Source organism: Achromobacter sp. 413638, from assembly GCF_043119405.1.
Classification (GTDB): domain Bacteria; phylum Pseudomonadota; class Gammaproteobacteria; order Burkholderiales; family Burkholderiaceae_B; genus Achromobacter.
Genome location: NZ_JBICCO010000015.1, coordinates 1 through 23855, shown reverse-complemented (window position 1 = coordinate 23855; position 23855 = coordinate 1). Strand labels below are relative to the sequence as shown.

The window sequence follows — 23855 nt, the reverse complement described above, 5'->3', positions numbered from 1 at the left end:
ACCTCCCCCCGGCAGCCATCCGGCGACGGGAAAAGGCGTAACATCCGGCACTTGCAGCCGCGCAAGCCGCAAGCGCCCCTGGCCGCCGCGCCAGCCCTTGCCGCGATCCGCGCGCCCGTCTTTCAGCAGTCAGTCTTAAACCATGATGCCTTCGCCCGCCGACCTCCGGCCCACCTGCGCCTCGTTCACCGTGCACGGCTTCGCGCCGGCCGCCACGCGCCTGAGCGCCCATTCCATTGATTTCCCAACGGCGAGGCCGCAGCGATGAGCGCCGACCACAAGATGGCGGATGGCACTGAACGCCTGGCCAAGCGCGTCGCGGTCCAGCAATCGTGCTCGCGCGCCGACGCCGAACGCTATATCGAAGGCGGCTGGATCGCGGTGGACGGGCAGGTGGTCGAGGAGCCCGGTTTCCGGGTCGGCGCGAGCCAGACCGTCAGCCTGTTGCCCGGCGCGCGCCTGGAGACGCTGCGGCCGGTGACCATCCTGGTCCACAAACCCGTGGGCGTGTATGCCAACGACGAACCGGGCTCGGCCCGCGACCTGATCGTGCCCGCCAACCGCATGGAGGGCGACCGCTCGCCGCAGCGCTACCTCAAGCGCCTGCTGGCCGGATTGCGATTGGTGACGCCGCTGGAGCGCGCCGCCAGTGGCCTGGTGGTCTACACGCAGGAATATCCGGTGGCGCGCAAGCTGCAGGAAGAAGCCCGCCTGGTCGAACAGGAATACATTGCCGAGGTCAGCGGCAGCCTGGACGCGGAAGGACTCGCCTGGCTGCGCCGGGGCCTGCCTTACGACGGCCGGCCGGCCTCGCCGATGCAGGTCAGCTGGCAGAACGAAACCCGGCTGCGTTTCGCGCTCAAGACGCCCGCGCCGGGCTTCATCGAGTACGCCTGCGACGCCGCCGGGCTGGAACTGCGGGCCTTGCGCCGCATCCGCATCGGCCGCCTGCCGCTCGCCGGGCTGCCCGCCGGCCAATGGCGCGCGCGCCTGGACTACGAGCGCTTCTGAGGCCGACGCGATCCGCCGAGCAGCCGACATACTCAAGGAGCACGCCCGACCGATGCCGCACGATTCCATCCCGCCAGCGCGCCGAGGTTTTCTCAAACAGGCCGGCATGCTCGGACTGGCCGCGCTGACCCTGGGCGGCTGCGCGACCCGGCGCACCGTCGCGCCGCGCTCGTCCGGCGGCGCGCAAGCGGCCATGCCCGCGCAGGGCGCGCCCGTGCCGCCGCTGCGGCCCGGCGGCCGCGTGGCCATCGTCGCGCCCGCGTCGGCCGCGCCGAACGCCGCGGACGATGCCGCCGACTGGCTGCTGTCGCGCGGCTATCAACCGCGCATCATGCCGGCCGCCCGCAGCCGCCTGGACACGCCTTTCGACTATCTGGCCGGCACGGACGCGGAGCGCGCGGCCGACCTGCACGCGGCCTTCACTTCCGCCGATATCGATGCCGTCTGGTGCCTGCAGGGCGGTTTCGGCTCCTGGCGCCTGCTGGACCTGCTGGACTACGAACTGCTGCGCCGCCACGCCAAGCCCTTCATTGGCTACAGCGACATCACGGCGCTGCATCTGGCCATCCAGCGCCATGCGGGCTTCGTGACCTTCCATGGCCCGATGCTGGCGCAGGATCTGCTGAACGGGCGCGAGGAACCCACCGAGTCCGCCCTCTACGCCATGGTCGGCGGCCGGATGGGGCAGGGCGCCTGGATCGGCGCGCCGGACTATGCCTTGCCGACGACGCTGATGCCCGGCACAGCCACCGGCCGGCTGGCGGGCGGCAACCTGGCGCTGATCTGCGCCATGCAGGGCTCGCGCCACGAGATCGACACGCGCGACGCCATCCTGTTCATCGAGGACGTCAACGAAGCCGTGCCGCGCGTCGACCGCATGCTGTCGCAGCTGGCGGCGGCGGGCAAGTTCGAATCGATCAAGGGCGTGCTGGCGGGCAGTTTCACACGCTCAGGCGCGCGCGACGATGCGCAGTTCCAGTACGCGTTCCATCCCCTGCTGCGCGAGCGCTTCGGCCCGCTGGGCATTCCCGTGCTGGCCGGCTGGCCCAGTGGCCACGGCGATCCGAACCTGACGCTGCCGCTGGGCGCGCGGGTCACGTTGGACGCGACGCGGCAGGGCCTGCGGCTGGAGCAGGCGGTCACGCGTTGAGCCACGGGCGCCTTTGCCCATGCACGATCATTTCATTGATATTTGAACCGTAAGGGTGTCATGAAGAAGGCGGTGATTGCGGGGGGTGTCCTGGCGCTGGGCGCGGCATGGACGGGCGCGGCCTGGTACTCGGGGAAGATGGCCGAAGCCTTTCTCCGGGAATCGCTGGAACAGGACAATGCGCAAGCGAAGGCGCTCGGCGAAAGCACGGGCTACTCGATCGTCACCGAGTTGATTTCATTCGAACGCGGCGTGTTTACATCCACGGCCCGCTCTCGCCTGACGCTTTCGATACCCGGCGCTGAAACCCGGGAGATCGACATCGTGGAACATGCCGACCACGGCCCCTTTCCGTTCCGAAGGCTGGCCGCCGGCGACTTCAGGCCGGCCATGGTGGCGACCCGGCTCGAGCTTCAAGCAACGTCGCATGTCAACGCATGGTTCGCCGCGACCCAGGGCGTAACGCCTTTGACGGGCACGTCCCGCGTCAGCTATGGAAAGCAGCTCGAAGGCACGTATGAACTGGCCCCGATGGCGTTTGTCAGGGATGGAGCCAAGCTGTCGTTCTCTGGAATGAACCTGCTCTGGAGGTTGGACCGCGAGGCCGGAGCCAGCGAGTTCTCGGGTCGGCTTGACAGTTTGACGCTGGACCATGCGCCGACAACGACTGGCTTGACCGGCATGGCGTTGCAGGGAGGCGCCTTCGCCTTTCGCGGCAGGCCCGGCAAGAACGATGTCCCCCTGTCCGACCGGAAGCTGTCGTTCCAGACGCTGACGATACGGCACGCCTCCTTGCCGCCGATCATCGTCCAGCCAACCTCGTTGGCGCTCGATCTCATCGAGGCCGACTCTGGCCTGGCGCTCAAGACCGCGTTGGACGTCGGCATGATCAACGGCTGGGAAAAGGACGTCGCCACGGCAAGGCTCGCCCTGGACCTGAAGCATCTGGATTCCGACGCGCTGTCCGCGCTCGATTTCATCAATTTCCTGGTAATCATTCGCACATGGCAAGGTGTCGTGCAGGGGAACATTCCGCCATTCTCGTCAGATGATCTCGAGGAACTGATCACCAGCATCGATCAGATCCTGATGGGCAGCGCCCAGGTCTCCCTGGCGCCGTTGCAGCTGGGTGCTGTAGCCGGGGCCTTGAACGTCAACCTGGATATGGAGCTGCGCAAGCAGGCGGCGGCCTCCCGTGGTTCCGCGGGCTTGGCGCGGATACGCAAGCTGAACGCCGAAATCGAGCTGTCCCAGGCCGGCACGGTGGATCTGCTGGTCTTCTGGGCAAGACTCATGGGCGTGCCTGCCGAGCAGGCGCTTGCACGGGTGCGGCCCGTGGTCGCGGAGGCTGCCGGGAAATGGGCTGCCATGGGCCTGCTGAAGATCGAGAACGATACGGTCCGATCGACCTTGTCCATCACGATGGACGAAGTCGACGTCAACGGGACAAGGATGCCGCTTGACCAGTTCCTGCGATGGTTCACGGCTGGCAATGGAGCCGCCAGGAACTAGGCGCTTGCGCCGTCGGCTGAATAAGACCAGGCGCTTGGCTGACACATACGGGAACCGGACACGGCCGGACTCAGTCCGCCGGTCCCGCGACATCCGGCCACCACGCCGGCCGCCCATCCTCGAAGGAATGGCCGTCGGGCCGCAATGCGGGATCCCGGTGCTCGTCGAAAGCACCGATCAACAAGGCCACCGTCGGCGCATCGTCGATCGCGCCCAGCGAACTGCCGCAATGCGGGCAGAAGGCGCGGCTGGAATAGTCCGATGAACGATAGACGGCCGGCGCGCCGCCCGGGCCGGTCCAGCGCAGCATCGAGCTGGGATACTCCACCCAGCCGACGCTGGGCGCGCCGGTGTGGCGGCGGCAGGACTCGCAGGAACAGGCATGGGGATTGCCCGGCTGCCCAACGGCCTCGAAGCGGATCGCGCCGCACAGGCAGCCGCCATGGCGGATATCCGAATGACCATCCATGTCCCGCCCCCCTTACAGGCTATAGCGGTAGTCGCAGCTCATGTTCGCCTTCAACGGCAAGTCGCCCTCGGCGCGCGCGCCGGGACGCGGCCCCAGCAGCTTGGCCTGGAACTTGCCCGCCATGTCGCCGTTGGGCTGCATCTTGACCGTGATGGACGCGGGCAGCGCATACAGCGTCAGCGCCACGGGCTCACTGGGAATCACCAGCGTGAACACGCCCACCGGGAAATTCTCGACGACATGGCCGGACGTCTTGTTGGAATTGAACGTCAGCCGGGTCTTCATGTAGTCCAGCGTCAGCGCCATTTCCTCGGACGAAGGCGATGGGATCTGGCCTTTGATCGTGACCTTGCCGCTCTCGGAAACACAGGACAGCTCGGCGGGCGCCGAGCCGGCCAGCGCGGACGAGGACAGGACCAGCAGGCACAGGGCGGACATCGCGGCGGAACGGCGCATCATCGGAAGGTTCTCCAGGCGAGGGCAGGGCGCGACTGGCGGTGGGCCGGACATGGCGACACCGCGCCGCGCTGGATGGATTATCCACGACTTGGCGCGGGACGCGCCGGGGATTTCCCCCTCAGCGGGCCGCTCGCAGGCGTTCCAGTTCGGCGGACAACGCCTGCACCAGCGCCTGCGCCCGCGCCAGCGGATCTTCCGCGTCGCCGGACGCGGCGGCGGACTGTCCGGACTCCGGCACGACCGGCTCGTCGCGCAGGCGCGGCTGCACGCTTTCGTGGGTGTCGTTGACGTCCACGTCGAACACCAGCTGGTCGCCGCGATGCCAGGTGGTGAACCATTCCATGGGGCGGCCGTGCTGGTCCAGGCCCTGGCCTTCCAGCATCAGCAACGGGCTGCCAGGCTTGGCGTCGAGCAAACCGGCCTGGACCCGGTCGGCCGCCACGGCGCGGATGCGGTTGCGGCCGCTGTGCGGCTGCAGGCCGTAGCGCTGTTGCAGCACGGCGTGCAGCGACGCATTTTCCAGCTGCGCCGCGCTCAGCCCGGGCAGCCGGGCGGCGGGCAGCCAGGTGCGCACATAGGCCAGCGGCGTGCCGCCGACATGGCGCAGGCGTTCCAGGCGCAGCAGTTGGCCGGCGCCGAAGAACGCGGCGACCTCGGCGGGCGCGTCGGCCGGCTCCAGGCCCAGCACGCGGGTCTCCAGCGCCACGCCGCTCTGCGCCAGCTGCTGATGAAAGCCGGTGGAACGCTGCACCAGCCGGCGATGCTGCTGCGGCACCGCGACCACGGCCGGGCGTCCCGTCTCGCGCCGGATCAGGCCCTCGGCCGCCAGCGAGGCCAGCGCCTGCCGCACCACGCTGCGGGCCACGCCGTAGCGTTCGCACAGCGCCGCCTCGCTGGGCAGGGCGGTGCCGGCCGGCGCGCGGCCATCGAGGATCGCGCCGCGCAGCTGCGCGGCCATCTGGGCGTGCAGCGGCACGTCGCCTGAGCGGTCTAGTACGGGGCCGGCATCGGCCTGGGCGGGCGCCATGGAAATCAACCTCCTGTTTGTGCCCGCGCAGTTTCCCATACATGCGACCAGCCGGGGGCCAGGTTGGCGGCGCGCTCGGCGGCCAGCACCAGGCTGTCCTCGCGCGCGATGCCCTTGCCGGCGATGTCGAAGGCGGTGCCGTGGTCCACCGACACCCGCACCACCGGCAGGCCGACCGTGATGTTCACGCCGTCGTCGCCATAGACCGACTTGAAGGGCGCGTGGCCCTGGTCGTGATAGCAGGCGATCACGAATTCCCACTTGCCGCGCACGGCCTGCGGGAACAGCGCGTCGGCCGGAATCGGGCCGGCCGCCAGGATGCCGGCGGCATTGGCCTCGGCCACCGCCGGCGCCAGGATGTCGGCATCCTCGCTGCCGAAAATGCCGTTCTCGCCCGCGTGCGGGTTCAGGCCGGCCACGGCCACCGGCTTGTCGCCACGGCCCAGCGCCTTGGCGAAGGCGCCGGCAAGGCGCAGCACGGCGCGCATGCGCGCCGGATTCACGTCCTCGATGGCCTGGCGCAGCGATACGTGGGTGGTCGCATGGAATACGTACAGGTCGCCGGCGGACAGCACCAGCGAGAAGGTCTTGACGCCGAACTCATGCGCCAGCAGTTCGGTGTGGCCGGGCCACTTGTGGCCGGCGGCGTGCATCGCGGCCTTGTTCAGCGGCGCGGTGACGATGGCGTCGACCTCGCCGGCGCGCGCCAGCGCGCACGCGGTGGTGACGAAGCGCACCGAGCCATCGCCGGCCTCGGCGCTGATCTCGCCCAGCTTGACGTGCGCCAGCGACGGGCCGGCCTGCACCACCTCGATGGTGCCGGGCGCGTTGGTCGCGTCGGCCGGACGCGCCACCGTGCGCACGATGGACGGATCGCCGCCCAGGCCGCGCACCGCATTGGCCATCACGGCCGCGTCGCCGACCACCACCAGCCGCGCCTTGGCGCGCAGGGCCTCGTGGCCCATCAGCATCTTGGCGGTGATCTCCGGGCCGATGCCGGCGACGTCGCCCAGCGTGACGGCCAGCAGCGGCAGGTTGCGGGAATTGCTCTGAGTCATTGCTTGAATCTCCGTTCGCGGATCGCGCGCACGGCGCGAACCAATACATCTTCCGTGCCAAAGCCGCCGGCCTTGGTCACGATGGGCAGGCCGGCGGCCTGGCCCCCGGTCAGCGTGCCCAGGGGCACGCCGCCCATCACTTCATCGGCCAGCGCGATGCCGCCCGCGTCCAGCGCGCGCAGCACCTCGCGGGCGCCATCGCCGCCGGTGGCCACCACGCCGGCCGCGCCGCGATGCCGGATCCAGGCGGCCGCCAGGCCGCCCAGCCGTCGCGCCACCATGTCGGCGTCGAGTCCGTCGGCATGGCCTTCGGGCGCAAGCAGCAGCGCCACGCCGCCCTTGTCGGCGGGCGCGTCGAGCAGGGCGGCGCTCCAGGCGCGCCACCCGTCGGCGTCGGCCAACTGCGCGGGCGCCGGCATCCAGCAGCGCGCGCCGGCGGCGATCAGCGCCGCCGCCTGGGCGCGCGCGGCGCTATGTTGGGAGGTCACGACCACCAGCACCGTGCCAGCCTGTTCCGCGCCAGCCCAGACACGGGCCAGCGGCGCGGCCAGGCCGCCCGCGCCGACCGGCAGCGCGCGCTCGCCCAACAGGCCGATGGCCTGCGCCAGCCGCTCCAGCTCGGCCTCGTCGGCTGCGTCGACCACGACGATCCGGCCGGCGCGCTCGATGCGGGCCGCCAGCTCATCGGCCGAGGCCAGGCCGTCCTGGCCGACATGGGCGCATCGGAGCAGGCTGGGGATATGGCTTTCGGTGACCGGCGTGACCGGGTCGGTCGCGGCCGAGGTCTCGGTGACCGGCTTGCCGTTCACCAGCAGCACGCCGCCGGACACGGTCCGGCCGGTGGCGGGAAAAGCAGGGCAGATGACCGCGATCGCGTCCGGCGCCCAGGCGGCGCAGGCCGCTTCGATTTCGGCCAGGAACGGGCCCCGCAGCGTGGAATCGACCTTCTTGTACAGGCGCTTGACGCCGGCCTGTCGCAAGCGCTTGACGTTGGCGCGCACGATCCCGGCGGCCTGATCGGCGGGCAGGGCGCGACTGTGCGTCGTGACCGCCAGCACCTCGGCCTGCCCGTCGCCGGCCAGCGCCTCGTCGGCGCCGCCGATGGACAGGTGCGTGCTCCAGCCGGCGCGCACGAATTGCACCGCGGTGTCGCCAGAACCGGTCAGGTCGTCCGACACGATGGCGATCACGGGATTCACAGCGCTTCTCCGCGCGCCGCGCTCAGCGGCGCGGCCGGGGCCACGCCTTCCTCGCCGTCTACGGCAACCGGCTTCAGTTCACCGGCGCGCTTCAGGAAGTATGACGCCAGCACCGGCGCCAGGATAGAGCTGATCAGCACGCAGGCCGCGACCTGAGCGGTGGCGGTGCCCACGTACTGCTGGAACGAGGGATCGGCCGCGGCCACCACGGCCGGGGTGGCGATGGCGTTGCCGGCGGTGGTGCCGGCCGCGAAGCCCAGGCCGCTCTTGCCGCCGCGGCGCAGGATGTAGCGGTAGCCCAGGTAGACCAGGCCGCCCGTGATGGGGCTGATGATCAGGCCCAGGATCAGGCCGCTGACGCCGCCGCTGACGACCGCGCCCAGGTTGATGCCGGTGCCCAGCGCGAAGGCGAAGAAGGGGATGACGATGTTCGGCACGGGCTTGAGCACGTCGCGCCACTTGGCATCCAGATTGCCGACCACCACGCCCAGCAGGAATGGCACCAGCGCCGCCACCAGCGCGACCAGCGGAATGTCGGCCAGGCCCGAGGCGCCCAGGAACAGCAGGCTGAAGAAGGGACCGTCATTGACCGCGCTGGCGACGTAGGCGCCGCGATCGCGCGCGTCGCCATACTGGCCGGTGTAGGCCAGCCACAGGCCGCCGTTGCTGTTGTCGAAAGCCGCCAGCATGGCCAGGATGGACACGCCCAGCACGCCGTTCAGGCCCACGTAGCTGCCCAGGATGATGATCAGCGTGGCCGGGACCAGCGTCTTCATCAGCAGGATGGTGCCGGCGGTGGCGAGGATCGGGCCGCCGGTGCGGGTGTTGACCTGGGTGCCCGTTGCGAAGATCAGCAGGGCGATCAGGGGCAGGGCGCTGTTCTTGAACAGCGCGGTGGTGAAGCCGCCGATCGTCAGCGCGTCCGGCGCGAATGTGCCGATGATGGATCCCAGCACCAGCGGCACCAGCATCAGGCCGCCTGGGATTTTCTGCATCGTGCCAAAGAATGGGGAACGGGTGGATTCGGTTGCCAAGGTAGGAGTCTCCATGAGGAATTTTCGATCAGGCAGACGTTCATGCGCGCGTCTGTCGGCGGGAAAGACGCGCTAGTGTACATCTTGTACGTACTGCCTGTACGTACAGAATCGGGCGCTTCATGGCGCCCGGAAATGCGGCAGATCTGCCGCGCTCAGCCCTCGTCAAACTCCCGAATCCAAGGGGGAAAATCATCATGGCCCAGTACAAAACATCATTCTTGGATATATGTGATAAGCCATGCCGACCGTAGCATGGAGACCTGTTCCCACCCGCGCCGGCCACCGCGCCAGCGCCCGCACCAGGATCCACGCAATTGGACGACATGCAACTCCGCCACGCGGACACCGAAGACGAACTGCGCGCCTGCTTCCCCCTCATGCGCCAGCTGCGGCCGCATCTGGCCGACCCGGCCGATTTCACCGCGCGCGTGCGCCGCATGGCGGCCCAGCGCTATCGCCTGCTCGGCGCCTGGCGCGGCGACGAGCCGCTGGCGCTGGCCGGCTACCGGCTGGACGAGAACCTCATCTACGGCAGCTTCCTGTATGTGGACGACCTGGTGACCCACGAGTCCAGCCGTGGCCGCAACCTGGGCGCCCGGCTGCTCGACGCGCTGACGGAATCGGCGCGACGCGCCGGCTGCGCCAAACTGGTGCTGGATACCGGCCTGTCGAACGCGCTGGCCCAGCGCTTCTATTTCCGCCAGGGCCTGCTGACCAGCGCCATGCGCTTCTCCAAGCCCCTGGAACAGGAGACGCCGCGATGAACCGCATCCTGCATCTGGATTGCAGCCCGAGGCTCGAGGGATCGGAAAGCGCACGCCTGTCCCGCGCCATCGTCGACCGGCTCGTGCGCAAGCATCCTGGCGCGCGGGTCATCGGCCGGCCCCTGCGGCAGGGCACGATCGCCCATGTGGATGGCGACTATGCCCGCGCGCTGGGCACCCCAGGGGCGGCCGCCGACCTGGCGCGCGGCTCGCTGGCCGATTCCGAGATCTTGATACGCGAGCTGGAATCCGCCGACTGCCTGGTCATCGGCACGCCCATGCACAACTACACTGTGCCCTCGGCGCTCAAGGCCTGGATCGACCATGTGGTGCGCGCGAACCGGACCTTCACGCACATCCCCACCGGCAAGCTGGGCGTGCTGGCGGACCGCCCGGTATATGTCGCGGTGTCGTCCGGCGGATCCTTCGCGTCCGAGCCCGCGCGCCAGCCCGACTTCCTCACGCCGTACCTGACCGCCATCCTGAACACCATCGGTCTGCGCACGATCCATTTCTTTTCGGTCCAGCGCGCGGCGGCGGGCGGCGACACGCTGGCGCACGCCAGGAGCCGGGCCCAGGCCGAGCTGGAGCGCCATTTCGCCGCTGTCCACGCTTGAGGCCGGGTCAGTTGCACATTTGCGGCAGAGGCATATAGTCTGATGCCGGCCCGCGCGCCGCCTGTCGCGCGGGCCGGCATCATTCCTCCCTTTGCCGCCAGCCGAAATGACCATCCCTCTGCTCATTCTTTGTCCCATTGCCGACCACCAGCTCGGCATCCTGTCGCAGCGATTCGACGTCACCTACGCCATCACCGACGTGGCGCGCGAGCAGGCGATCCGGGAGCGGGGCCAGGCGTTCCGCGCGGTGCTGACCATCGGCACCATCGGCCTGAGCGGCGAGGAGATCGCGGCCATGCCCAGGCTGGAGCTGGTGTCCTGCATGGGCGCCGGCTACGAGACCGTGGACGCGGCCGCCGCCAGGGCGCGCGGCATCGTCATGACCAACGGGCGTGGCGCCAATGACGACTGCGTCGCTGACCACGCCATGGGCATGCTGATTGCCGTCGTGCGCAATTTCCGCAAGCTGGACCAGCAGTGCCGCGCCGGCGTCTGGCGCACGCAGATCCCGGTGCCGCCCGGCATCTCCGGCAAGCGCCTGGGCATCCTGGGCATGGGCGCCATCGGCGAGAAGATCGCCACGCGCGCGCAGGGTTTCGGCCTGCGCATCGGCTATCACAACCGCAATCCCAAGCCCGGCTCGGCGCACCCGTATTTCGACAGCCTGACCGCCATGGCCGAATGGTGCGACGTGCTGCTGTGCGTGGCGCCCGGCGGCGCCTCGACCCGCCACCTGGTCAATGCCGAATTGCTGCGGGCGCTGGGGCCACGGGGATACCTGCTGAACCTGGGACGCGGCAGCATCGTCGACACGGCGGCGCTGGCGGCCGCGCTGCGCGACGGCGTCATCGCCGGCGCGGGCCTGGACGTCTATGAAAGCGAACCCGAGCCACCCGCCGAGCTGCTGGCGCTGGACAACCTGCTGCTGACGCCGCACGTGGGCGGCTGGTCGCCGGAGAGCGTGGAAGCGCAATTCACGATCTACCTGCAAAACCTGGAGGGGCATTTTTCCGGGCGCGGCGTGGTCACGCCGGTCTAACGCCGGTCTAACGCCGGTCTAACGCGGCACGAGGCGGCAGCGCCGTGCCGGCTGCGCGCGGACGCGCGCCGGACCGATGGTGTGCTCAGCGCTTGCGCGCGACCATGTACGGCCGCCGGTCGCTGCCGCCGTCGGCGTGGAGTTCCGTCGCCAGGATCTCGAACCCGGCGGCGGCCACTTGCCGCTCCAGCGCCGAGGCGCTGAACGCGCCGGTATAGGGCGCCTTGCCGATGGCGCGCATGGCCGGCAGCAAGGCCAGCCGGATCAACGGATTCATGTCGCCCAGGCACCCCGTCTTGGAGATGAACAGGCCGCCGTCGGCCAGCAGCGCGTGGATGCGCCGCAGCGTGCCGGACAGATCGCGCACCAGGTGCAGATAGTTGAACGCCAGCACCGCGTCGTACTGGCCGGCCCGCAATGCCGGATCCTCGGCCGTCGCGGCGAGGAAGGACAGGGCGGCAACCGGGGCGGCGGCCAGCTTTTCTTGCGCGATCGCGATCATGGTCGGTGAAAAATCCGTGCCCAGGTAGCTGGCCACGCCGTCCGCCAATCGCAGCGCGGTGCTGCCGGTGCCGCAGCCCAGTTCCAGCACATGGTCGTTCTCTTCCAGCAGTTCGCGGGTGCGCCGCAGCGTGCGTTCATAGCCTCGCGGATCCGAGACGGCGGCGGCCGCGTATCGGCGCGCGCTGCGGTCCCAGAAGCGGGCATCGTTGCTCAATGTCATGGGGCGGTCGGTCCTTGGGCAGGCGGGGCGGGGCCTGGCGCAAGGCAGCATACACCGGCGGCCCTGGCGCCAGGCGCACGGATGCCCGCCGGCGCGCCGGCCCGGGCGTGGACCGGACCCGGCCCGATCGGATTCAGGCCCGGCGCTTGACCAGCACCACCAGCGACACGCCCAGGATGATGAGCGCCGAAGCGGCCACCAGGATCTGCGTCACGGCCTCGCCCAGGAACAGCGCGCCGCCGAACGCCGTCAGCACCGGCACGCTCAGTTGCACCGTGGCGGCGTGGGTCACTTTCAGCTCCTTGAGCGCCGCGTACCAGAGGATGTAGCCCAGGCCCGAGGTCACCGCGCCGGACGCCACCGCATAGATCACGCCGGTGGGGTCCAGGTCCACGTGCGATGCCTGGAACTGCAGTAAGAACAGCACCAGGGCGATCGGCGTGGCGCGGATGAAGTTGCCGGCGGTGGCCGAGGCCGGATTGCGAGAGCCCCGGCCCGCCACCGAGTAGGCGCTCCAGGCGATGCCCGAGACGATCATCAGGAAGCCATAGAACAGGGGCGGGGCGCCGACGCTGGGCAGCATCAGCATGACCAGCCCGCTGACCGCGAAGGCCACGCCGATGCTCTGCAAGAAGGACAGCCGTTCGCCAATGATCAACCCGTACAGGATCATGCTGATCTGGATCGAGGCGAACAGCAGCAGCGCGCCCGTGCCGGCGGGGATCTGGGAATAGGCATAGGCGAAGGTCATGGCATAGGCGAGCAGCGCCAGCGCGCCGAACCAACTGCCTTCCAGGTTGCGGGACTGTCGCTGCAGATACAGCACCAGCCAGAGGATCAGCGCGCCGGAGAGCAGCCGGATGGCGACGAAGCTGGTCGGATCGATCGGCGTCTGCTTGAGCGCGATGCGGCACAGCAAGGAATTGCCGGCGAAGGCCAGCAGGGACAGCAGGGTCAGCGCGAACAGGCGGGGAGTCATGGAGGATTCAGCCCAGGAAGTGTTTGACGGCGTTGATTTCGTCTTGCTTGACCAGCATGGGGAAATGCCCCGTGCCCGCCACGGTGTAACGCTCGGCGCGCGGGCCGCGTGCGGCCATGGCGCAGGCGTTCTCCTCCGTCAGCACATCGGAATTGGCGCCGCGCACCAGCAGCACGCGGGCCCGGATCCGCTCATACCAGTGCCACAGGTCCAGGTCCGCGCCGGCGTCGCGCAACAGCTGCTCCGCGATGCGGGTGTCGTAGCGCAGCGTGTAGCCGCCCGCGCCGTCCGGCTCGATCATGTGGTCGGAGACGGCGCGCCACTGCGCGTCCGACAGCGGTCCGCAGGACGCCGTCATGATCTTGAAGGTGAGCACCGCCTGCTCCAGGCTGCGAAAGCGCACCTCGCGCTGGATCGAGCGCGCCGCCTTCAGGAAGACCTCGCCGGCGGTGACGGTGCCCACGTCGTTGAGCACCAGGCCGCGCACCGCGTCGGGATGCGTCGCGGCATACATCATGCCCAGTATCCCGCCCAGCGACGTGCCGATGATGTCCACGGGCCGGTCGCGCAGGCCGGCCGAGTCCGCCAGCGCGTGCAGCACGCGCAGATAGGTCTGGTGGTTGTAGTCGGCCGGGTCCGCCAGGCGGTCACTGTCGCCCCGGCCGGGCAGGTCGGGACAGAGCACGCGCCGGTCCGCCGCCAGCGCCCGCGCCAGGAAATCGAAATCGCGGCCGTTGCGGTTCAGGGCATGCAGGCACAGCACCACGCGTTCGGCGTCGGGCCGGCCCCATTCGTGGACGGCGACGCGGCAGGTGGCGCCGCCGATCTCGCAGCCGATGCTCAGCTGGCGGGGCGCGTTCTCGGCGCGCCTATCGGGATGATTCATGGTCTTCCATCCAAGGTGGGAGCACGCCATCGATGGCGCAGGCGATGCCGGCCTGCGCCTGGCCGCGCGCCCGGAAGTCGGCGATGCAGGCGGTGGTTTCCGCCACGACCTGATCAGTCACGGCGCGATGGGCGACGGTCTGCACCAGCGCCTTGGTCGCCGGCAGCGAGGCCGGGCTGCCCTGGACGATGTCGTCCACGCAGCTGGCCACCAGGCCGTCCAGCTCGCCGCTCGGGCAGATCTGGTGCAGCAGGCCCGCCTGCAGCGCTTCCTGCGCCGACAGGGGCCTGGCCGTCAGGAACAGGTATTTCGCCAGCCTGGGTCCGAGCGCCTGCACCACATAGGGGCTCATCAGCGCCGGCAGAATTCCGACGCGGACTTCGCGCGTCCGGAAGCGGGCGTGATCATTGGCGATGGCGATGTCGCAGGCCGCCACCAGCCCCAGCCCGGCGCTCAGCGCATCGCCCTGGATCTTGGCGATGGTGGGGACCGGCGAGTCGTGGATCGCCTTGAACAGGCGAGCCAGCGTCGCCGCCGAGCGCAGATTGTCGGCCGGCGAGGCGTGCGCGCCGGCCTGCATCCAGCGCAGGTCGATGCCGGCGCAGAAGGTGTCGCCCTCGGCCGACAGGACGATGGCGCGCAGGCCGGCCTGTCCGGCCAGCTCGCGCAATGCGTTGGTCAGGGCGGCGATGACGCCCTGGTCCAGCAGATTGGCCGTTTCGGGGCGGCAGAGGCGCAGTTCGGCGCAGCGGCGCTTGGGGTCGAACTGGACGAGGACGGGCGGGCGGGGGGAGGGGTGGGACATGGCGGTCCTGGCGATCGCGGTTCAGGCCAGGGCCGCGTCGGCTTCGGACGCCGAGGCAAGCTCGTCTTCCAGCGCCTCGAGACGGGCAATGGCCCGCTCGATATCGTTGCCGTAGACCTCCAGCATCGCGTGTATCCAGCGCTCCAGGCCCATGCCGATGCAGGCCGTGTAGGCGGTCTGGCCGTCCACGCTGCTGATGTTGAAGCGCTGGCCGAAGAAATTGCGGTGGAAGTTGGACGAGGAAATCGCCAGATCGTCGCCGTACACCATTTCCTGCTTGGTCGGGAACATCTTCTGCGTGACCGCGCGGGTGGAGTTGGGATCGAAGAACGGGTCCATTGCGTTCTCCAGCCGGGTCTCGACGCCCAGGGCGCCCGCCAGGTCATGGATGCGGCCGCGCGCCAGGCCCAGCGCCCGGGTCACCGGCTCCATCTCGCCGATGAACACGATCTCGCGCATGCTGAAGGATTTCAGCCGCCGCAGCCCCAGGTAATGGCTTTCGTTGCGATAGCAGTTGGCCGCCGTGGTGATGGTCTTCAGGCGGCCAACCGGCGCGTCCCGGTGATGGCTGTACACCGGATAGCAGGCCGCCGGCGGCAGGATGTGGGTCGCGTGGGCCAGGCAATCGTGGCTGATTTCGGTCCAGGCCTCCCGACTGCTCTCGCGTCTGTCGTTCATGGCCTGCGCATCGGTCGCGGACACCAGCAGCGGCAGCTGCGGGAAGTTCTTGAAGTAGTCCAGCGCGTCCACGTCGGCCACCTTCAGCAGCGGCGGGAATTGCATGCGCTCGGCCTGCAGCGAGGCCGCGATGTTCAGGAAGCTGGCGTCCAGCAGATCCTTCAACCGGACCGCCAGCGGATCGAGCGTGGCCAGCCCTTCATGGGTGGCCCAGTGTTTGCCGGAATCACACATTCACCACCCCCGCTTTCTGGTTGAAGTTGTCGTAGATGCCGCGAACCGTGCGGAAGGCGCCGACATCGCCGGAGTCGAGCAGGATCTCGCAGCCGAAGTGATCCTCCAGGAACAGCAGGAATTCCACGAACATCAGGGAATCGACGATGCGGCTTTCGATCAGGTCCACCGTGTCGTCGATATGAACGTCGCCCAGTTCCGGATTGCGCTCCGCGACGAAGCGCTTGATTTTCTGTGTCAGTGCGGCCACGGCCGGATTTTGATTATTCATTTCAGGCTGCCCCTATCTTTGCGAAGAATTTCCTTACCTTGGCCGTCATGGCGTCGTGATGGGATTGCCGGCCCGGATCGGCCATGACGGCATTGCGGAATTGATAAGCGTCGGCGATGCCGGCGTCCCGGTACATGGCCGGGTAATACAGCGAGTCCAGGCACCAGCCGATATAGCGATCCAGGTAGGCGCGGCACTCATCGATGTCCTCGTCCGTGCAATTCTTGCGCGCCTTGTCGAACAGATCCGCCACGATGGCACGGCCGAAGGCCATATGGCGCGCCTCTTCATAATGGTGCAGGGCATTGAGTTCGCGTATTACCGCGGGCACGGCCTCGTCGGCCGCGATAATGACGTTGTAGTAATCGAGCATTTCCTCCAGGATCAGGATCCTGGCGAAGATGAGGAAGGCATTGGCGGCGGGCTTTAATGGCTGCGCCTGGAATTGCGAACGCTTGTCGACATAGACCTTGCCGCCGTAACGGGTGCAGAAATTGGAAAAGAACCAGCTATGGTTGTTTTCCTCGCACACGAAATGGTGCATGTAGTCCGATACGTCCTCATAGCCGGGGCTGTGCATGCAGTTCAGCACGTCGCGCAGCAGGTGCCGTTCTCCGTGGACGTTGAAGCTATAGAACCAGATGCTTTCCCACTTGCTGAGCCTGAGCAGCTGCTCGGGCGTCAGCGTTGCGCCCGCCTGGGTGCCATGCACCGTCATCAGCTTGTGGGGCATCCACATGACATCCTCTGACAGCGACTCGGGCCAGGCGATGTCAAGGAACGGATTGGTCTTGTTCCGGATGGACAGGGCCGTGAGGCGGTCGACGGTCGCCTTGCGTTGCGCGTGCGTGTCGGTCCTGACCGGATTTGCGGTATCCAGCATTTTGTCTCCTTCGCATGACATGGTTTTCTTTCTAACGAAGCCGGCCCGTCGCGGGCGCGCCGGAAAAACTTGCGCCCTGGGCCGTAAAACAGCAAAACGCCTGCCGGCATGCGGGTATTGCGCGTGCGCGGCATATTAGGCGCGCTTCCGCGGGGAAAGCGCGCCTGCAACGGGAAGAGGGGATATTCAGACGGCCGGAGAATGCCGGCCATGCCCGGTCCAAAAAACCTGCGAATAATCAGACGCCCGAACCGGAGAAATCATCGATAATCCCTTTCATGACAAAAAATAACTAAACGGAGTATGCAGCCATGATCACCTGGAATAAATGGTGCGTCACGAATTTCACTCTTGCGGAACTTGGAGTAATTTTTGATGGACAAGCTGAAAAGCATGGCGGCATTCGTATGTATCGCGGAACAGGGCAGCCTGACCGCCGCCTCGCAGGTATTGGGCGCGTCCTTGCCGACAGTGGTGCGCACGCTGGCGGCGCTGGAAGCCGACCTGGGCGTGCGGCTGTTCAACCGCAGCACGCGGCGCATCGCGCTCACCAATGAGGGCCTGTGCTACCTGGATAGCTGCCGCCATGTGCTGGCGACCCTGGAAGAGGCCGAATCGGCGCTGCGCGAAGACACCGGGGAACTCGCCGGCCAACTGACGATCACGGCGCCGGTGCTGTTCGGCCAGATGCACGTGGCGCCGTCGCTGAATCGCTTTGTCCGGCAGCACTACAAGGTGCGCTGCAGCCTGGTGCTGGCGGACCGCCAGGTGAATCTGCTGGAAGAGGGCATAGATCTGGGCGTGCGCATCGGCCGGCTCAACGATTCCTCGCTCGTCGCGCATCAGGTCGGGCAGGTGCGGCGCATGGTGGTGGCCGCGCCCGCCTACCTGTCGGCCCAGGGCGAGCCGACGCATCCCAAGGACCTGCTGCAGGCCAACTGCATCGACTTCTCCGGCGCCGGCCATTCCTGGTGGGCCTTCCAGAACAATGGCCGCATGTTCACCTTGCCGGTGGCCGGCAGCCTGGAGTTCAACCACGTCGCCCCGGCGCTCGGCGCCTGCCTGGACGGCCTGGGCTTCGGCATGTTCCTGTCCTACCAGGTGGCGCCGCACGTGGCGCAAGGCCGCCTGACCACGGTGCTGGCCGACTATGAACTGCCGCCCCGGCCAGTCAGCGTCATCTATCCGCACGCCAAGCTGCTGCCGGCCCGCACGCGCGCGTTCATCGAATGGATCAAGACGGACCTGGCCAGCGAGGGCTGCTTCACCAGCGCCGCCGCTGTCTGAACGACGCACATCCAACGACGCCTGCGCGTCATGCAGGTCAATCATTTGCGGAGATCGCCGATGCTCCGCACTTCGCCGACGCGCGCTATCCGGGCAGGCACTTCAAACGTCATGCCGGCGCGGGCCCGTGCGAAGGGCGGAAACGTCATGCGGCTGCCTTGAGCAATGCAAAAAGCAGAAGCGCGATGTGAAATCGTCTTTTGCTTTGCGGCATTTTAAACAACAAATTAAACAGAAGAAAATTACCAAAACACCATTTGATTAACTCAAGTGATTGATATTTATGAAATTTTTTTTCCGGAAAATATCGTAAATATGTTTACTGCATCGCAGCATTTAATCTAGAATCATTGCAGGCCGGCACGCTTGACATGGATCACATGACGCCCCGGCGTACCGACGCGACCCGCATCAGGGATGAGCCCGCCGCACAGGATTCACTTCGGACCGGCGCATTGCGTTGATTCCCCCCAAATCAAAGGAGAAGCACCCGTCCACACCATGATTGGATGACCCGGGCAGTTGCATTCGCACGAAAGCGTTATTGATGTTGCGTGAAATCCGACAAGGGCGCCGCGAGCGTCCGGCTTGGAGGAGACCTTTACTCATCCTGCGGGATGGGCACTCAACCAGCACTTTCGAGGGATTAACCATGCTTGCTTTTGTCAAAGACGCGGGGTATCGAATTGGTGAGTTTGAGTTCAATGCGGGTTGGCTGACGAACGCCGAGAAATCCACGCGGGATGTTCTGGCCACCCATTACGGCGACGTCGCGCACACGCCGGAAAAACTGTCGGACGAGATCGATCTTTCCCACCTCCGGGCGGACGTGCTGCGCACATTCCCCGGCATCGCCAGCGCCTCCGAAACGATCAAGGACCTGCTTGAAACACGCTATTCGGCGCTGATCCTGAAAAAAAGCGGCCTGGCCGGCCTGGACCTGGACCAGCAGCGCCGCATCCTGTTCCTGCTGTGCCTGGCGCTGGGCTGGCCCACGCCGACCGACAGGGTCAATCGCCAGATCATCTGGGATATCAAGAAGCGGGACCTGCCCGCCGGCCAGGTCTCCACCTTCTCGGAAAACGCCGACGAGGCCAAGCTGCATACCGACACCCAGTACTTTCCGAATCCCGAAAGGTACACGCTGCTCTACGTGGTGCGGCCCGCCGAGGACGGCGGGGTCTCGTTGATCCGTGACGGGCATCACATCGTGAATTCGCTCAAGAGCGGCAGCCAGGGCGATTGGGCATTCCGACACCTGTCCAGGACCAAGCTGCCTTTCCGCATCCCCACCTCGTACACCAAGGAACGCCGGCAGGACGTGGCCGAAGCCACCTTCGCGCCCATCTTTGCCGACAAGCCGCTGATCCGCTACCGCAAGGACACGCTCGAAGCCGGCCTGAAGGCGCATCCCGAGTACGACACCGCCGAGAACCGGCTGGCGCTCTACATCCTGGAAAACGTCATCGGCAACCAGGAATTCACCACCACCTGCCGGCTGGACGCGGACGACATCCTGCTCACCAACAACCATGAAGGCTTGCACGGCAGGACGGAATTCAGCGATCACGCGCGCCACCTGATCCGGATCCGCATCAGCGACCAGCGCTACGCATCCTAGAACCCAACCCTTATCTGAACAGGAGAGCAGGCATGTCGGACACATTGGCTATCAACGCGGAGCCATCGGGCATCCCGATTCCGGCAAGATACTTTGCCGCAATGGCGATTTTGATCGGCATCTTCATGGGGGCCCTGGACACGTCGATAGTCAATGTGGCCCTGCCCACCATCGCCAAGGAACTGGACGCCACGCCGGCGGCCATCATCTGGGTGGTGAACGCCTATCACGTGGCCAGCGCGGCCACCATGATCACCTTCGCGGCGGTCGGGGCGGTCTTCAGCTACCGCCGGGTGTATTGCATCGGGCTGGCCATCTTCACCCTGACCTCGATCGGCTGCGCCGTGGCCAACGACCTCTGGACCCTGGTCGCGTTCCGCAGCCTGCAGGGCTTCAGCTATGCCGCCATGGTCAGCATCGGCATCGGCATGTACCGCAAGATCTATCCGCCCGAGCTGCTGGGCTCGATCCTGGGCATCAACGCGCTGATCGTGGCGCTGGGCACGGTCGCCGGGCCCACGCTGGGCGGCATCATCGTATCGACGCTGGGTTGGCCCTGGTTGTTCCTGATCAACGTGCCGTTCGGCGTCGCGGCGCTGTACCTGGGCCTGCGCAACCTGCCGGCGGACGAGGGCAGCGGCGCGCGGCTCGACCTGTCCAGCATCGGCTACTCCGTGCTGGCCATCGGCTTCGTGGTGATCGCCATCGACCAGGCCGGACGCTGGGACAATGGCATCGTCTGGACCTTGCTGGCCTGCGGCGCCGTGCTGGCCACCGTGTTCCTGCGCCGGCAGCGCCGGCTGGACGCGCCCTTGCTGCCGCTGGATATCTTCGCGTCCAAGCGCTTTTCCTTCGCCGCCGCGGCCTCGCTGGCCGCGTTCTCGGCGCAGGGCATTTCCTTCGTGGCCTTGCCGTTCCTGTTCCAGTCCGTCTATGGATACAGCGCCATCCAGTCGGCCCTGCTGTTCACGCCCTGGCCGGTGGTGGTCACCGTGGCCGCGCCGCTGTCGGGGCGGCTGTCCGACAAGATCAACGCGACCCTGCTGTCCACCATCGGCGTTGGCATCTTCGCGCTGGGGCTGTTCCTGATCGCGTCCATGGACCATGCGCACGACGTCACCGACATCCTGTGGCGCCTGGGCCTGTGCGGACTGGGCTTCGGCTTCTTCCAGGCGCCCAACAACAAGGAGATGCTCAGCAACGTGGCGCGCGCGCGCAGCGGCGCGGCCTCGGGCGTGCTGGCCACGGCCCGCACCCTGGGCCAGTCGCTGGGCGCGGCGGTGGTGGCCGTGGTGCTGTCCGGCGTGGCCAGCCAGCTGTTCGCCAGCGGCAAGGTCGGACAGATGCAGACCGCGCTGTGGATCGCCGGCGCGATCGCGATGGCGTCCTGCTGTCTCAGCCTGGTGCGCATCCATCGCTGAGGCGACGGGGCAGGGCCGCCGTGGACGAAGCCCGCGCGCGGCCATGGCACAATGGCCCCGTCATCCGAATGCAGACAGGCACGAGGCGGCAAGGACCACGCAAGCGGCCCTTGCCGCCTCGCCGCGTTTCTCCCATCGCTTTCAACTTCCATGGAAATCATGATGTCGGACAGCAAGACACTCGTCGTCATCGGCGGCAGCTCGGGCATCGGCCTGCGCACCGCGCAAGTGGCCGCCGCGCAGGGCGCCCGGGTCATCATCGGCGGCCGCGACCGCCGGCGCCTGGACGAGGCCCTGAAGACCCTGCCGCAGAATGCCATCGCCAGGCAGGTCGACGCGTTCTCCAGCACGTCGCTGACGGCCTTCTTCGACGACCTGCCCGTGGTCGACATGCTGTTCACGCCCGGCACCAACTACACCGTCACCCCCTTCGCCCAGGCGACGGAGGAACAGGCGCGCAGCCCGTTCGAGGGCAAGTTCTGGCCGCAATACTGGGCCGTGCACGCGGCCCTGCCCAAACTGGCGCAGGACGCCTCGGTGCTGCTGATGTCGGGCGCGGCCAGCGCGCGTCCCGTCAAGGGCGGCGCCGCCTACGCCGCCGCCAACGCCGCCATCGAGGGATTGGCCCGGGGGCTGGCCACCGAGCTGGCGCCGCGCCGCGTCAACGCGATCGCGCCCGGCACCATAGACAGCGACCTGTGGCAGGCGCGCCCCGCCGAGCTGCGCGAGGCCGCCTTCGCCCAGTACCGCGCCAGCACGCTGCTGCAGGCCGTGGGCCAGGTGGACGACGTGGCCAACGCCGCCTGGATGCTGCTCTCGAACCGCTACACGACCGGCACGACGTTCTTCGTCGACGGCGGCTACGTGCTGCGCTGAACCGGGCGGCCATCGGCGCGCCCGGCTGACCGGACGCGCCGAGTTTCTCTAACGCGTACAGGAGCACGGATGGACGCGCGCAAGACCCTGCTGGACAAGCTCGAAGCGCTGGACGCGCTGGACGAAGACCATCTGCCGGTCGTCACCCTGGACGAGTATTTCGACGGCAACGAGCAGGAGGACTCCATCGCGCCCAACCAATGGGGCTACGGACGTCCGACCCTGCGCGAGATCCACGCCCATTTCCAGGCCATCGCCCGGCGTCCCGACGTGCAAGGCGTCTACGTGGGCCTGCACCAGGATTGGGGCATGGCGCTGGAATGCGATGACTGGCCCGCCGCCGAGAACATCCACGTGATCTCGTCCGCGACGCAGGCGGACGCCGAGCGGTGGCTGGAAGGCCTGGAGGCCGACGGCCTCATCACCGGCTGGCCCTACGGCAAGCATGCCGCCGCGCCGGAAGCGGGGGAGGGGTTCCAGGTCTATACGGTGTGCTGGGACTGATTCTTCCCGCGCGCGGCCCGGCCGCTACGCCTGTCTGGCGACCCGGCCCTGGCGTGAATCTGCCTGTCCGCTGAATTCAGGCCCAGGCATCCAGGATCGTCCGCACCAGTGGCGCGACGTCTTCCCCGGCCAGCAGCCGCAGCCGGACCAGCAAGGCGTTGGGATGAGCGGCCGCGACGCTGAACGGCTCGCTGCCGATGGCGTCCACGCCCGCCCGTCGCAGGCGCGACACCAGATCCTCCGCGCGCCGGCCCCGGCCGGCCGGCAGCCACAAGCCCCAGCCCGCCGTCGACGGCGATCCCAGCGTCTTCAGCTCCGTGCGGGCGACGGCCTGCCACAATGCGCGCGCATGCTCCGCCTGCCGCGCCTGGATCACGCCGACGGTGCCGTCCTCCAGCCAATGCCGAACCAGCTCGATGAGCAGCGGCGCGCAAGCCAGCCCCCACGACATGGCCAGGCTTTCCAGGACCCGCCGGTTCGGGTCGGGCGCGACCAGATAGCCGAAGCGCAGCCCGTCGCCCAGCAGGCCGGACATGCTGCCGACCAGCCAGGTCCGTTCGGGCGCCAGCCGGTACAGGCCGGTCGATGCCTTGGGCCTCAGATGGCGGTAGGTCAGGTCTTCGATCAGCGCGAAATCATGCTTGCGGGCCAGCTCGGCGATGGCGCGGCAGCGCTGCGGCGGCATCACCCAGCCCATGGGCAAATGCGCCACGGGCATGCAATAGAGCGCCTTGATCCGCCTGCGGCGCAGTGTCCGCTCCAGCTCATCGGGCAAGGGGCCGTCGCGATCGAAGGCGATCGGTTCCAGATCCAGGCCGAGCTGGCCGGCGACGAGCTTCCAGCCTGGGTAGGTGATGGCGTCGGCCGCCACCCGCTGACCGCGCTGCGCGATCGCCAGCGCCGCCAGCCGCAATGCGGCCTGCCCGCCGTGCGCGACGCAGATCTGCCCCGGCGGCACGTCCAACCCCATTCCGACGAAATGCGCGGCCAGGGCGCGCTGGACCGACGTCCGGCCCAGCGGGCTGGCCTGTCCGGTCAGCTGCGCCAGGTCAGGCTGGGCGGCGACCGCCTTGAGCGCGGCGCGCAGGTCCTGCGCCTCCAGCGCCACGGCGCTGCGGCCCAATGACGCGTACCTGGCGGCCGCCGACAGCGGACCCGCGTCCATCGGCCGCTCGCGCACGAAGGTGCCGCGTCCCACTTCGCCAATGACCAGCCCCTGTTGCCGCAGGCTCGCGTAGACCCGCGCGGCGGTGCTGGGTCCGATGCCGCGCAGTCTGGCGAACTCCCGTACCGGGGGGGGGGGGGGGGGGGGGGGGGGGGGGGGGGGGGGGGGGGGGGGGGGGG

The 23855-nt window shown here is 68.0% G+C and carries 25 protein-coding genes; 11 read left to right on the top strand and 14 right to left on the bottom strand.

Annotated elements, in window-relative coordinates:
• The first annotated feature begins 264 nt into the window (after positions 1–264).
• The 3 genes from ACEU5R_RS08690 to ACEU5R_RS08680 all read left to right on the top strand — a co-directional run bounded on the left by ACEU5R_RS08690 (position 265) and on the right by ACEU5R_RS08680 (position 3673).
• Positions 265–1011, top strand: coding sequence for an RNA pseudouridine synthase (locus ACEU5R_RS08690; protein ID WP_392409853.1), 747 nt, complete (start codon positions 265–267; stop codon positions 1009–1011).
• Positions 1012–1225: 214 nt separating this feature from the next.
• On the top strand, positions 1226–2161 hold the full coding sequence (locus ACEU5R_RS08685) for an LD-carboxypeptidase (RefSeq protein ID WP_392409890.1): 936 nt from the start codon (positions 1226–1228) through the stop codon (positions 2159–2161).
• 60 nt (positions 2162–2221) lie between these two features.
• Complete coding sequence (locus ACEU5R_RS08680) at positions 2222–3673, top strand: YdgA family protein (protein WP_392409851.1); 1452 nt, start codon at positions 2222–2224, stop codon at positions 3671–3673.
• 70 nt (positions 3674–3743) lie between these two features.
• Here the strand turns inward: ACEU5R_RS08680 and ACEU5R_RS08675 are convergent, their stop codons facing one another.
• From ACEU5R_RS08675 to ACEU5R_RS08650, 6 genes are all read right to left on the bottom strand, one after another.
• A complete protein-coding gene (locus ACEU5R_RS08675; protein WP_392409850.1) occupies positions 3744–4142 on the bottom strand; it encodes a GFA family protein in 399 nt (132 codons plus the stop codon).
• A 12-nt stretch (positions 4143–4154) separates the two neighbouring features.
• Complete coding sequence (locus ACEU5R_RS08670; protein WP_103274441.1) at positions 4155–4601, bottom strand: hypothetical protein; 447 nt, start codon at positions 4599–4601, stop codon at positions 4155–4157.
• A 118-nt stretch (positions 4602–4719) separates the two neighbouring features.
• A complete protein-coding gene (locus ACEU5R_RS08665; protein ID WP_392409848.1) occupies positions 4720–5628 on the bottom strand; it encodes a GntR family transcriptional regulator in 909 nt (302 codons plus the stop codon).
• Between the two features lie 5 nt (positions 5629–5633).
• On the bottom strand, positions 5634–6686 hold the full coding sequence (pdxA, locus tag ACEU5R_RS08660; RefSeq protein WP_212320061.1) for a 4-hydroxythreonine-4-phosphate dehydrogenase PdxA: 1053 nt from the start codon (positions 6684–6686) through the stop codon (positions 5634–5636).
• Positions 6683–7885, bottom strand: a complete 1203-nt coding sequence (locus tag ACEU5R_RS08655) for a four-carbon acid sugar kinase family protein (protein WP_392409847.1) — start codon at positions 7883–7885, stop codon at positions 6683–6685. Before ACEU5R_RS08655 ends, pdxA begins: the two co-directional genes overlap by 4 nt.
• On the bottom strand, positions 7882–8919 hold the full coding sequence (locus ACEU5R_RS08650; protein WP_103274437.1) for a 2-keto-3-deoxygluconate permease: 1038 nt from the start codon (positions 8917–8919) through the stop codon (positions 7882–7884). The genes ACEU5R_RS08655 and ACEU5R_RS08650 overlap by 4 nt, the downstream gene beginning before the upstream one ends.
• Positions 8920–9245: 326 nt before the next feature.
• Between ACEU5R_RS08650 and ACEU5R_RS08645 the strand changes: the two genes are divergently transcribed.
• The 3 genes from ACEU5R_RS08645 (at position 9246) to ACEU5R_RS08635 (ending at position 11342) form a co-directional block, all read left to right on the top strand.
• Entirely contained in the window at positions 9246–9686 is a 441-nt protein-coding gene (locus ACEU5R_RS08645; protein WP_103276476.1) for a GNAT family N-acetyltransferase, read from the top strand.
• Entirely contained in the window at positions 9683–10303 is a 621-nt protein-coding gene (locus tag ACEU5R_RS08640; RefSeq protein WP_103274436.1) for an FMN-dependent NADH-azoreductase, read from the top strand. Before ACEU5R_RS08645 ends, ACEU5R_RS08640 begins: the two co-directional genes overlap by 4 nt.
• A 106-nt stretch (positions 10304–10409) precedes the next feature.
• Positions 10410–11342 (top strand): 2-hydroxyacid dehydrogenase, encoded by a 933-nt coding sequence (locus ACEU5R_RS08635; RefSeq protein WP_392409846.1) that lies wholly within the window; start codon positions 10410–10412, stop codon positions 11340–11342.
• A gap of 85 nt (positions 11343–11427) precedes the next feature.
• Here the strand turns inward: ACEU5R_RS08635 and ACEU5R_RS08630 are convergent, their stop codons facing one another.
• From ACEU5R_RS08630 to ACEU5R_RS08600, 7 genes are all read right to left on the bottom strand, one after another.
• On the bottom strand, positions 11428–12066 hold the full coding sequence (locus tag ACEU5R_RS08630) for a class I SAM-dependent methyltransferase (RefSeq protein ID WP_392409845.1): 639 nt from the start codon (positions 12064–12066) through the stop codon (positions 11428–11430).
• A gap of 133 nt (positions 12067–12199) precedes the next feature.
• Positions 12200–13045, bottom strand: a complete 846-nt coding sequence (locus ACEU5R_RS08625) for a DMT family transporter (RefSeq protein ID WP_392409844.1) — start codon at positions 13043–13045, stop codon at positions 12200–12202.
• A gap of 7 nt (positions 13046–13052) precedes the next feature.
• Entirely contained in the window at positions 13053–13931 is an 879-nt protein-coding gene (locus ACEU5R_RS08620) for an alpha/beta fold hydrolase (RefSeq protein WP_392409843.1), read from the bottom strand.
• Positions 13915–14736, bottom strand: coding sequence for an enoyl-CoA hydratase-related protein (locus tag ACEU5R_RS08615; protein ID WP_392409842.1), 822 nt, complete (start codon positions 14734–14736; stop codon positions 13915–13917). The genes ACEU5R_RS08620 and ACEU5R_RS08615 overlap by 17 nt, the downstream gene beginning before the upstream one ends.
• A 21-nt stretch (positions 14737–14757) precedes the next feature.
• A complete protein-coding gene (locus tag ACEU5R_RS08610) occupies positions 14758–15648 on the bottom strand; it encodes a hypothetical protein (protein ID WP_392409841.1) in 891 nt (296 codons plus the stop codon).
• Positions 15641–15919 carry an acyl carrier protein gene (locus ACEU5R_RS08605; protein ID WP_103274429.1) on the bottom strand — a complete coding sequence of 93 codons (279 nt, stop codon included), beginning with the start codon at positions 15917–15919 and terminating at the stop codon, positions 15641–15643. Before ACEU5R_RS08605 ends, ACEU5R_RS08610 begins: the two co-directional genes overlap by 8 nt.
• Position 15920: 1 nt before the next feature.
• Positions 15921–16802 (bottom strand): diiron oxygenase, encoded by an 882-nt coding sequence (locus ACEU5R_RS08600; RefSeq protein WP_392409840.1) that lies wholly within the window; start codon positions 16800–16802, stop codon positions 15921–15923.
• 375 nt (positions 16803–17177) lie between these two features.
• Here ACEU5R_RS08600 and ACEU5R_RS08595 point away from each other — a divergent pair, with 375 nt between their 5' ends.
• The 5 genes from ACEU5R_RS08595 (at position 17178) to ACEU5R_RS08575 (ending at position 22511) form a co-directional block, all read left to right on the top strand.
• Complete coding sequence (locus tag ACEU5R_RS08595) at positions 17178–18089, top strand: LysR substrate-binding domain-containing protein (protein ID WP_392409839.1); 912 nt, start codon at positions 17178–17180, stop codon at positions 18087–18089.
• 652 nt (positions 18090–18741) lie between these two features.
• Positions 18742–19710 (top strand): TauD/TfdA family dioxygenase, encoded by a 969-nt coding sequence (locus tag ACEU5R_RS08590; RefSeq protein ID WP_158658422.1) that lies wholly within the window; start codon positions 18742–18744, stop codon positions 19708–19710.
• Positions 19711–19811: 101 nt separating this feature from the next.
• Positions 19812–21131 (top strand): MFS transporter, encoded by a 1320-nt coding sequence (locus ACEU5R_RS08585; protein WP_233772434.1) that lies wholly within the window; start codon positions 19812–19814, stop codon positions 21129–21131.
• A 162-nt stretch (positions 21132–21293) separates the two neighbouring features.
• Entirely contained in the window at positions 21294–22007 is a 714-nt protein-coding gene (locus ACEU5R_RS08580) for an SDR family oxidoreductase (RefSeq protein WP_392409838.1), read from the top strand.
• A gap of 69 nt (positions 22008–22076) precedes the next feature.
• Positions 22077–22511, top strand: coding sequence for a hypothetical protein (locus ACEU5R_RS08575; RefSeq protein WP_392409837.1), 435 nt, complete (start codon positions 22077–22079; stop codon positions 22509–22511).
• A 76-nt stretch (positions 22512–22587) separates the two neighbouring features.
• Here the strand turns inward: ACEU5R_RS08575 and ACEU5R_RS08570 are convergent.
• On the bottom strand, positions 22588–23855 hold a 1268-nt coding region (locus tag ACEU5R_RS08570), incomplete at its 5' end, for a PLP-dependent aminotransferase family protein (protein ID WP_392409836.1).

What these genes read in the sequence shown, in the direction of transcription:
- ACEU5R_RS08690 (WP_392409853.1), top strand. Translation starts at nt 265, where the DNA reads ATGAGCGCCGACCACAAGATGGCGGATGGCACTGAACGCCTGGCCAAG.
- ACEU5R_RS08640 (WP_103274436.1), top strand. Translation starts at nt 9,683, where the DNA reads ATGAACCGCATCCTGCATCTGGATTGCAGCCCGAGGCTCGAGGGATCG.
- ACEU5R_RS08645 (WP_103276476.1), top strand. Translation starts at nt 9,246, where the DNA reads ATGCAACTCCGCCACGCGGACACCGAAGACGAACTGCGCGCCTGCTTC.
- ACEU5R_RS08585 (WP_233772434.1), top strand. Translation starts at nt 19,812, where the DNA reads ATGGCGATTTTGATCGGCATCTTCATGGGGGCCCTGGACACGTCGATA.
- ACEU5R_RS08595 (WP_392409839.1), top strand. Translation starts at nt 17,178, where the DNA reads ATGGACAAGCTGAAAAGCATGGCGGCATTCGTATGTATCGCGGAACAG.
- ACEU5R_RS08670 (WP_103274441.1), bottom strand. Translation starts at nt 4,601, where the DNA reads ATGATGCGCCGTTCCGCCGCGATGTCCGCCCTGTGCCTGCTGGTCCTG.
- ACEU5R_RS08600 (WP_392409840.1), bottom strand. Translation starts at nt 16,802, where the DNA reads ATGCTGGATACCGCAAATCCGGTCAGGACCGACACGCACGCGCAACGC.
- ACEU5R_RS08675 (WP_392409850.1), bottom strand. Translation starts at nt 4,142, where the DNA reads ATGGATGGTCATTCGGATATCCGCCATGGCGGCTGCCTGTGCGGCGCG.
- ACEU5R_RS08615 (WP_392409842.1), bottom strand. Translation starts at nt 14,736, where the DNA reads ATGTCCCACCCCTCCCCCCGCCCGCCCGTCCTCGTCCAGTTCGACCCC.
- ACEU5R_RS08680 (WP_392409851.1), top strand. Translation starts at nt 2,222, where the DNA reads ATGAAGAAGGCGGTGATTGCGGGGGGTGTCCTGGCGCTGGGCGCGGCA.
- ACEU5R_RS08625 (WP_392409844.1), bottom strand. Translation starts at nt 13,045, where the DNA reads ATGACTCCCCGCCTGTTCGCGCTGACCCTGCTGTCCCTGCTGGCCTTC.
- ACEU5R_RS08635 (WP_392409846.1), top strand. Translation starts at nt 10,410, where the DNA reads ATGACCATCCCTCTGCTCATTCTTTGTCCCATTGCCGACCACCAGCTC.
- ACEU5R_RS08605 (WP_103274429.1), bottom strand. Translation starts at nt 15,919, where the DNA reads ATGAATAATCAAAATCCGGCCGTGGCCGCACTGACACAGAAAATCAAG.
- ACEU5R_RS08580 (WP_392409838.1), top strand. Translation starts at nt 21,294, where the DNA reads ATGTCGGACAGCAAGACACTCGTCGTCATCGGCGGCAGCTCGGGCATC.
- ACEU5R_RS08665 (WP_392409848.1), bottom strand. Translation starts at nt 5,628, where the DNA reads ATGGCGCCCGCCCAGGCCGATGCCGGCCCCGTACTAGACCGCTCAGGC.
- pdxA (WP_212320061.1), bottom strand. Translation starts at nt 6,686, where the DNA reads ATGACTCAGAGCAATTCCCGCAACCTGCCGCTGCTGGCCGTCACGCTG.
- ACEU5R_RS08630 (WP_392409845.1), bottom strand. Translation starts at nt 12,066, where the DNA reads ATGACATTGAGCAACGATGCCCGCTTCTGGGACCGCAGCGCGCGCCGA.
- ACEU5R_RS08610 (WP_392409841.1), bottom strand. Translation starts at nt 15,648, where the DNA reads ATGTGTGATTCCGGCAAACACTGGGCCACCCATGAAGGGCTGGCCACG.
- ACEU5R_RS08620 (WP_392409843.1), bottom strand. Translation starts at nt 13,931, where the DNA reads ATGAATCATCCCGATAGGCGCGCCGAGAACGCGCCCCGCCAGCTGAGC.
- ACEU5R_RS08575 (WP_392409837.1), top strand. Translation starts at nt 22,077, where the DNA reads ATGGACGCGCGCAAGACCCTGCTGGACAAGCTCGAAGCGCTGGACGCG.
- ACEU5R_RS08590 (WP_158658422.1), top strand. Translation starts at nt 18,742, where the DNA reads ATGCTTGCTTTTGTCAAAGACGCGGGGTATCGAATTGGTGAGTTTGAG.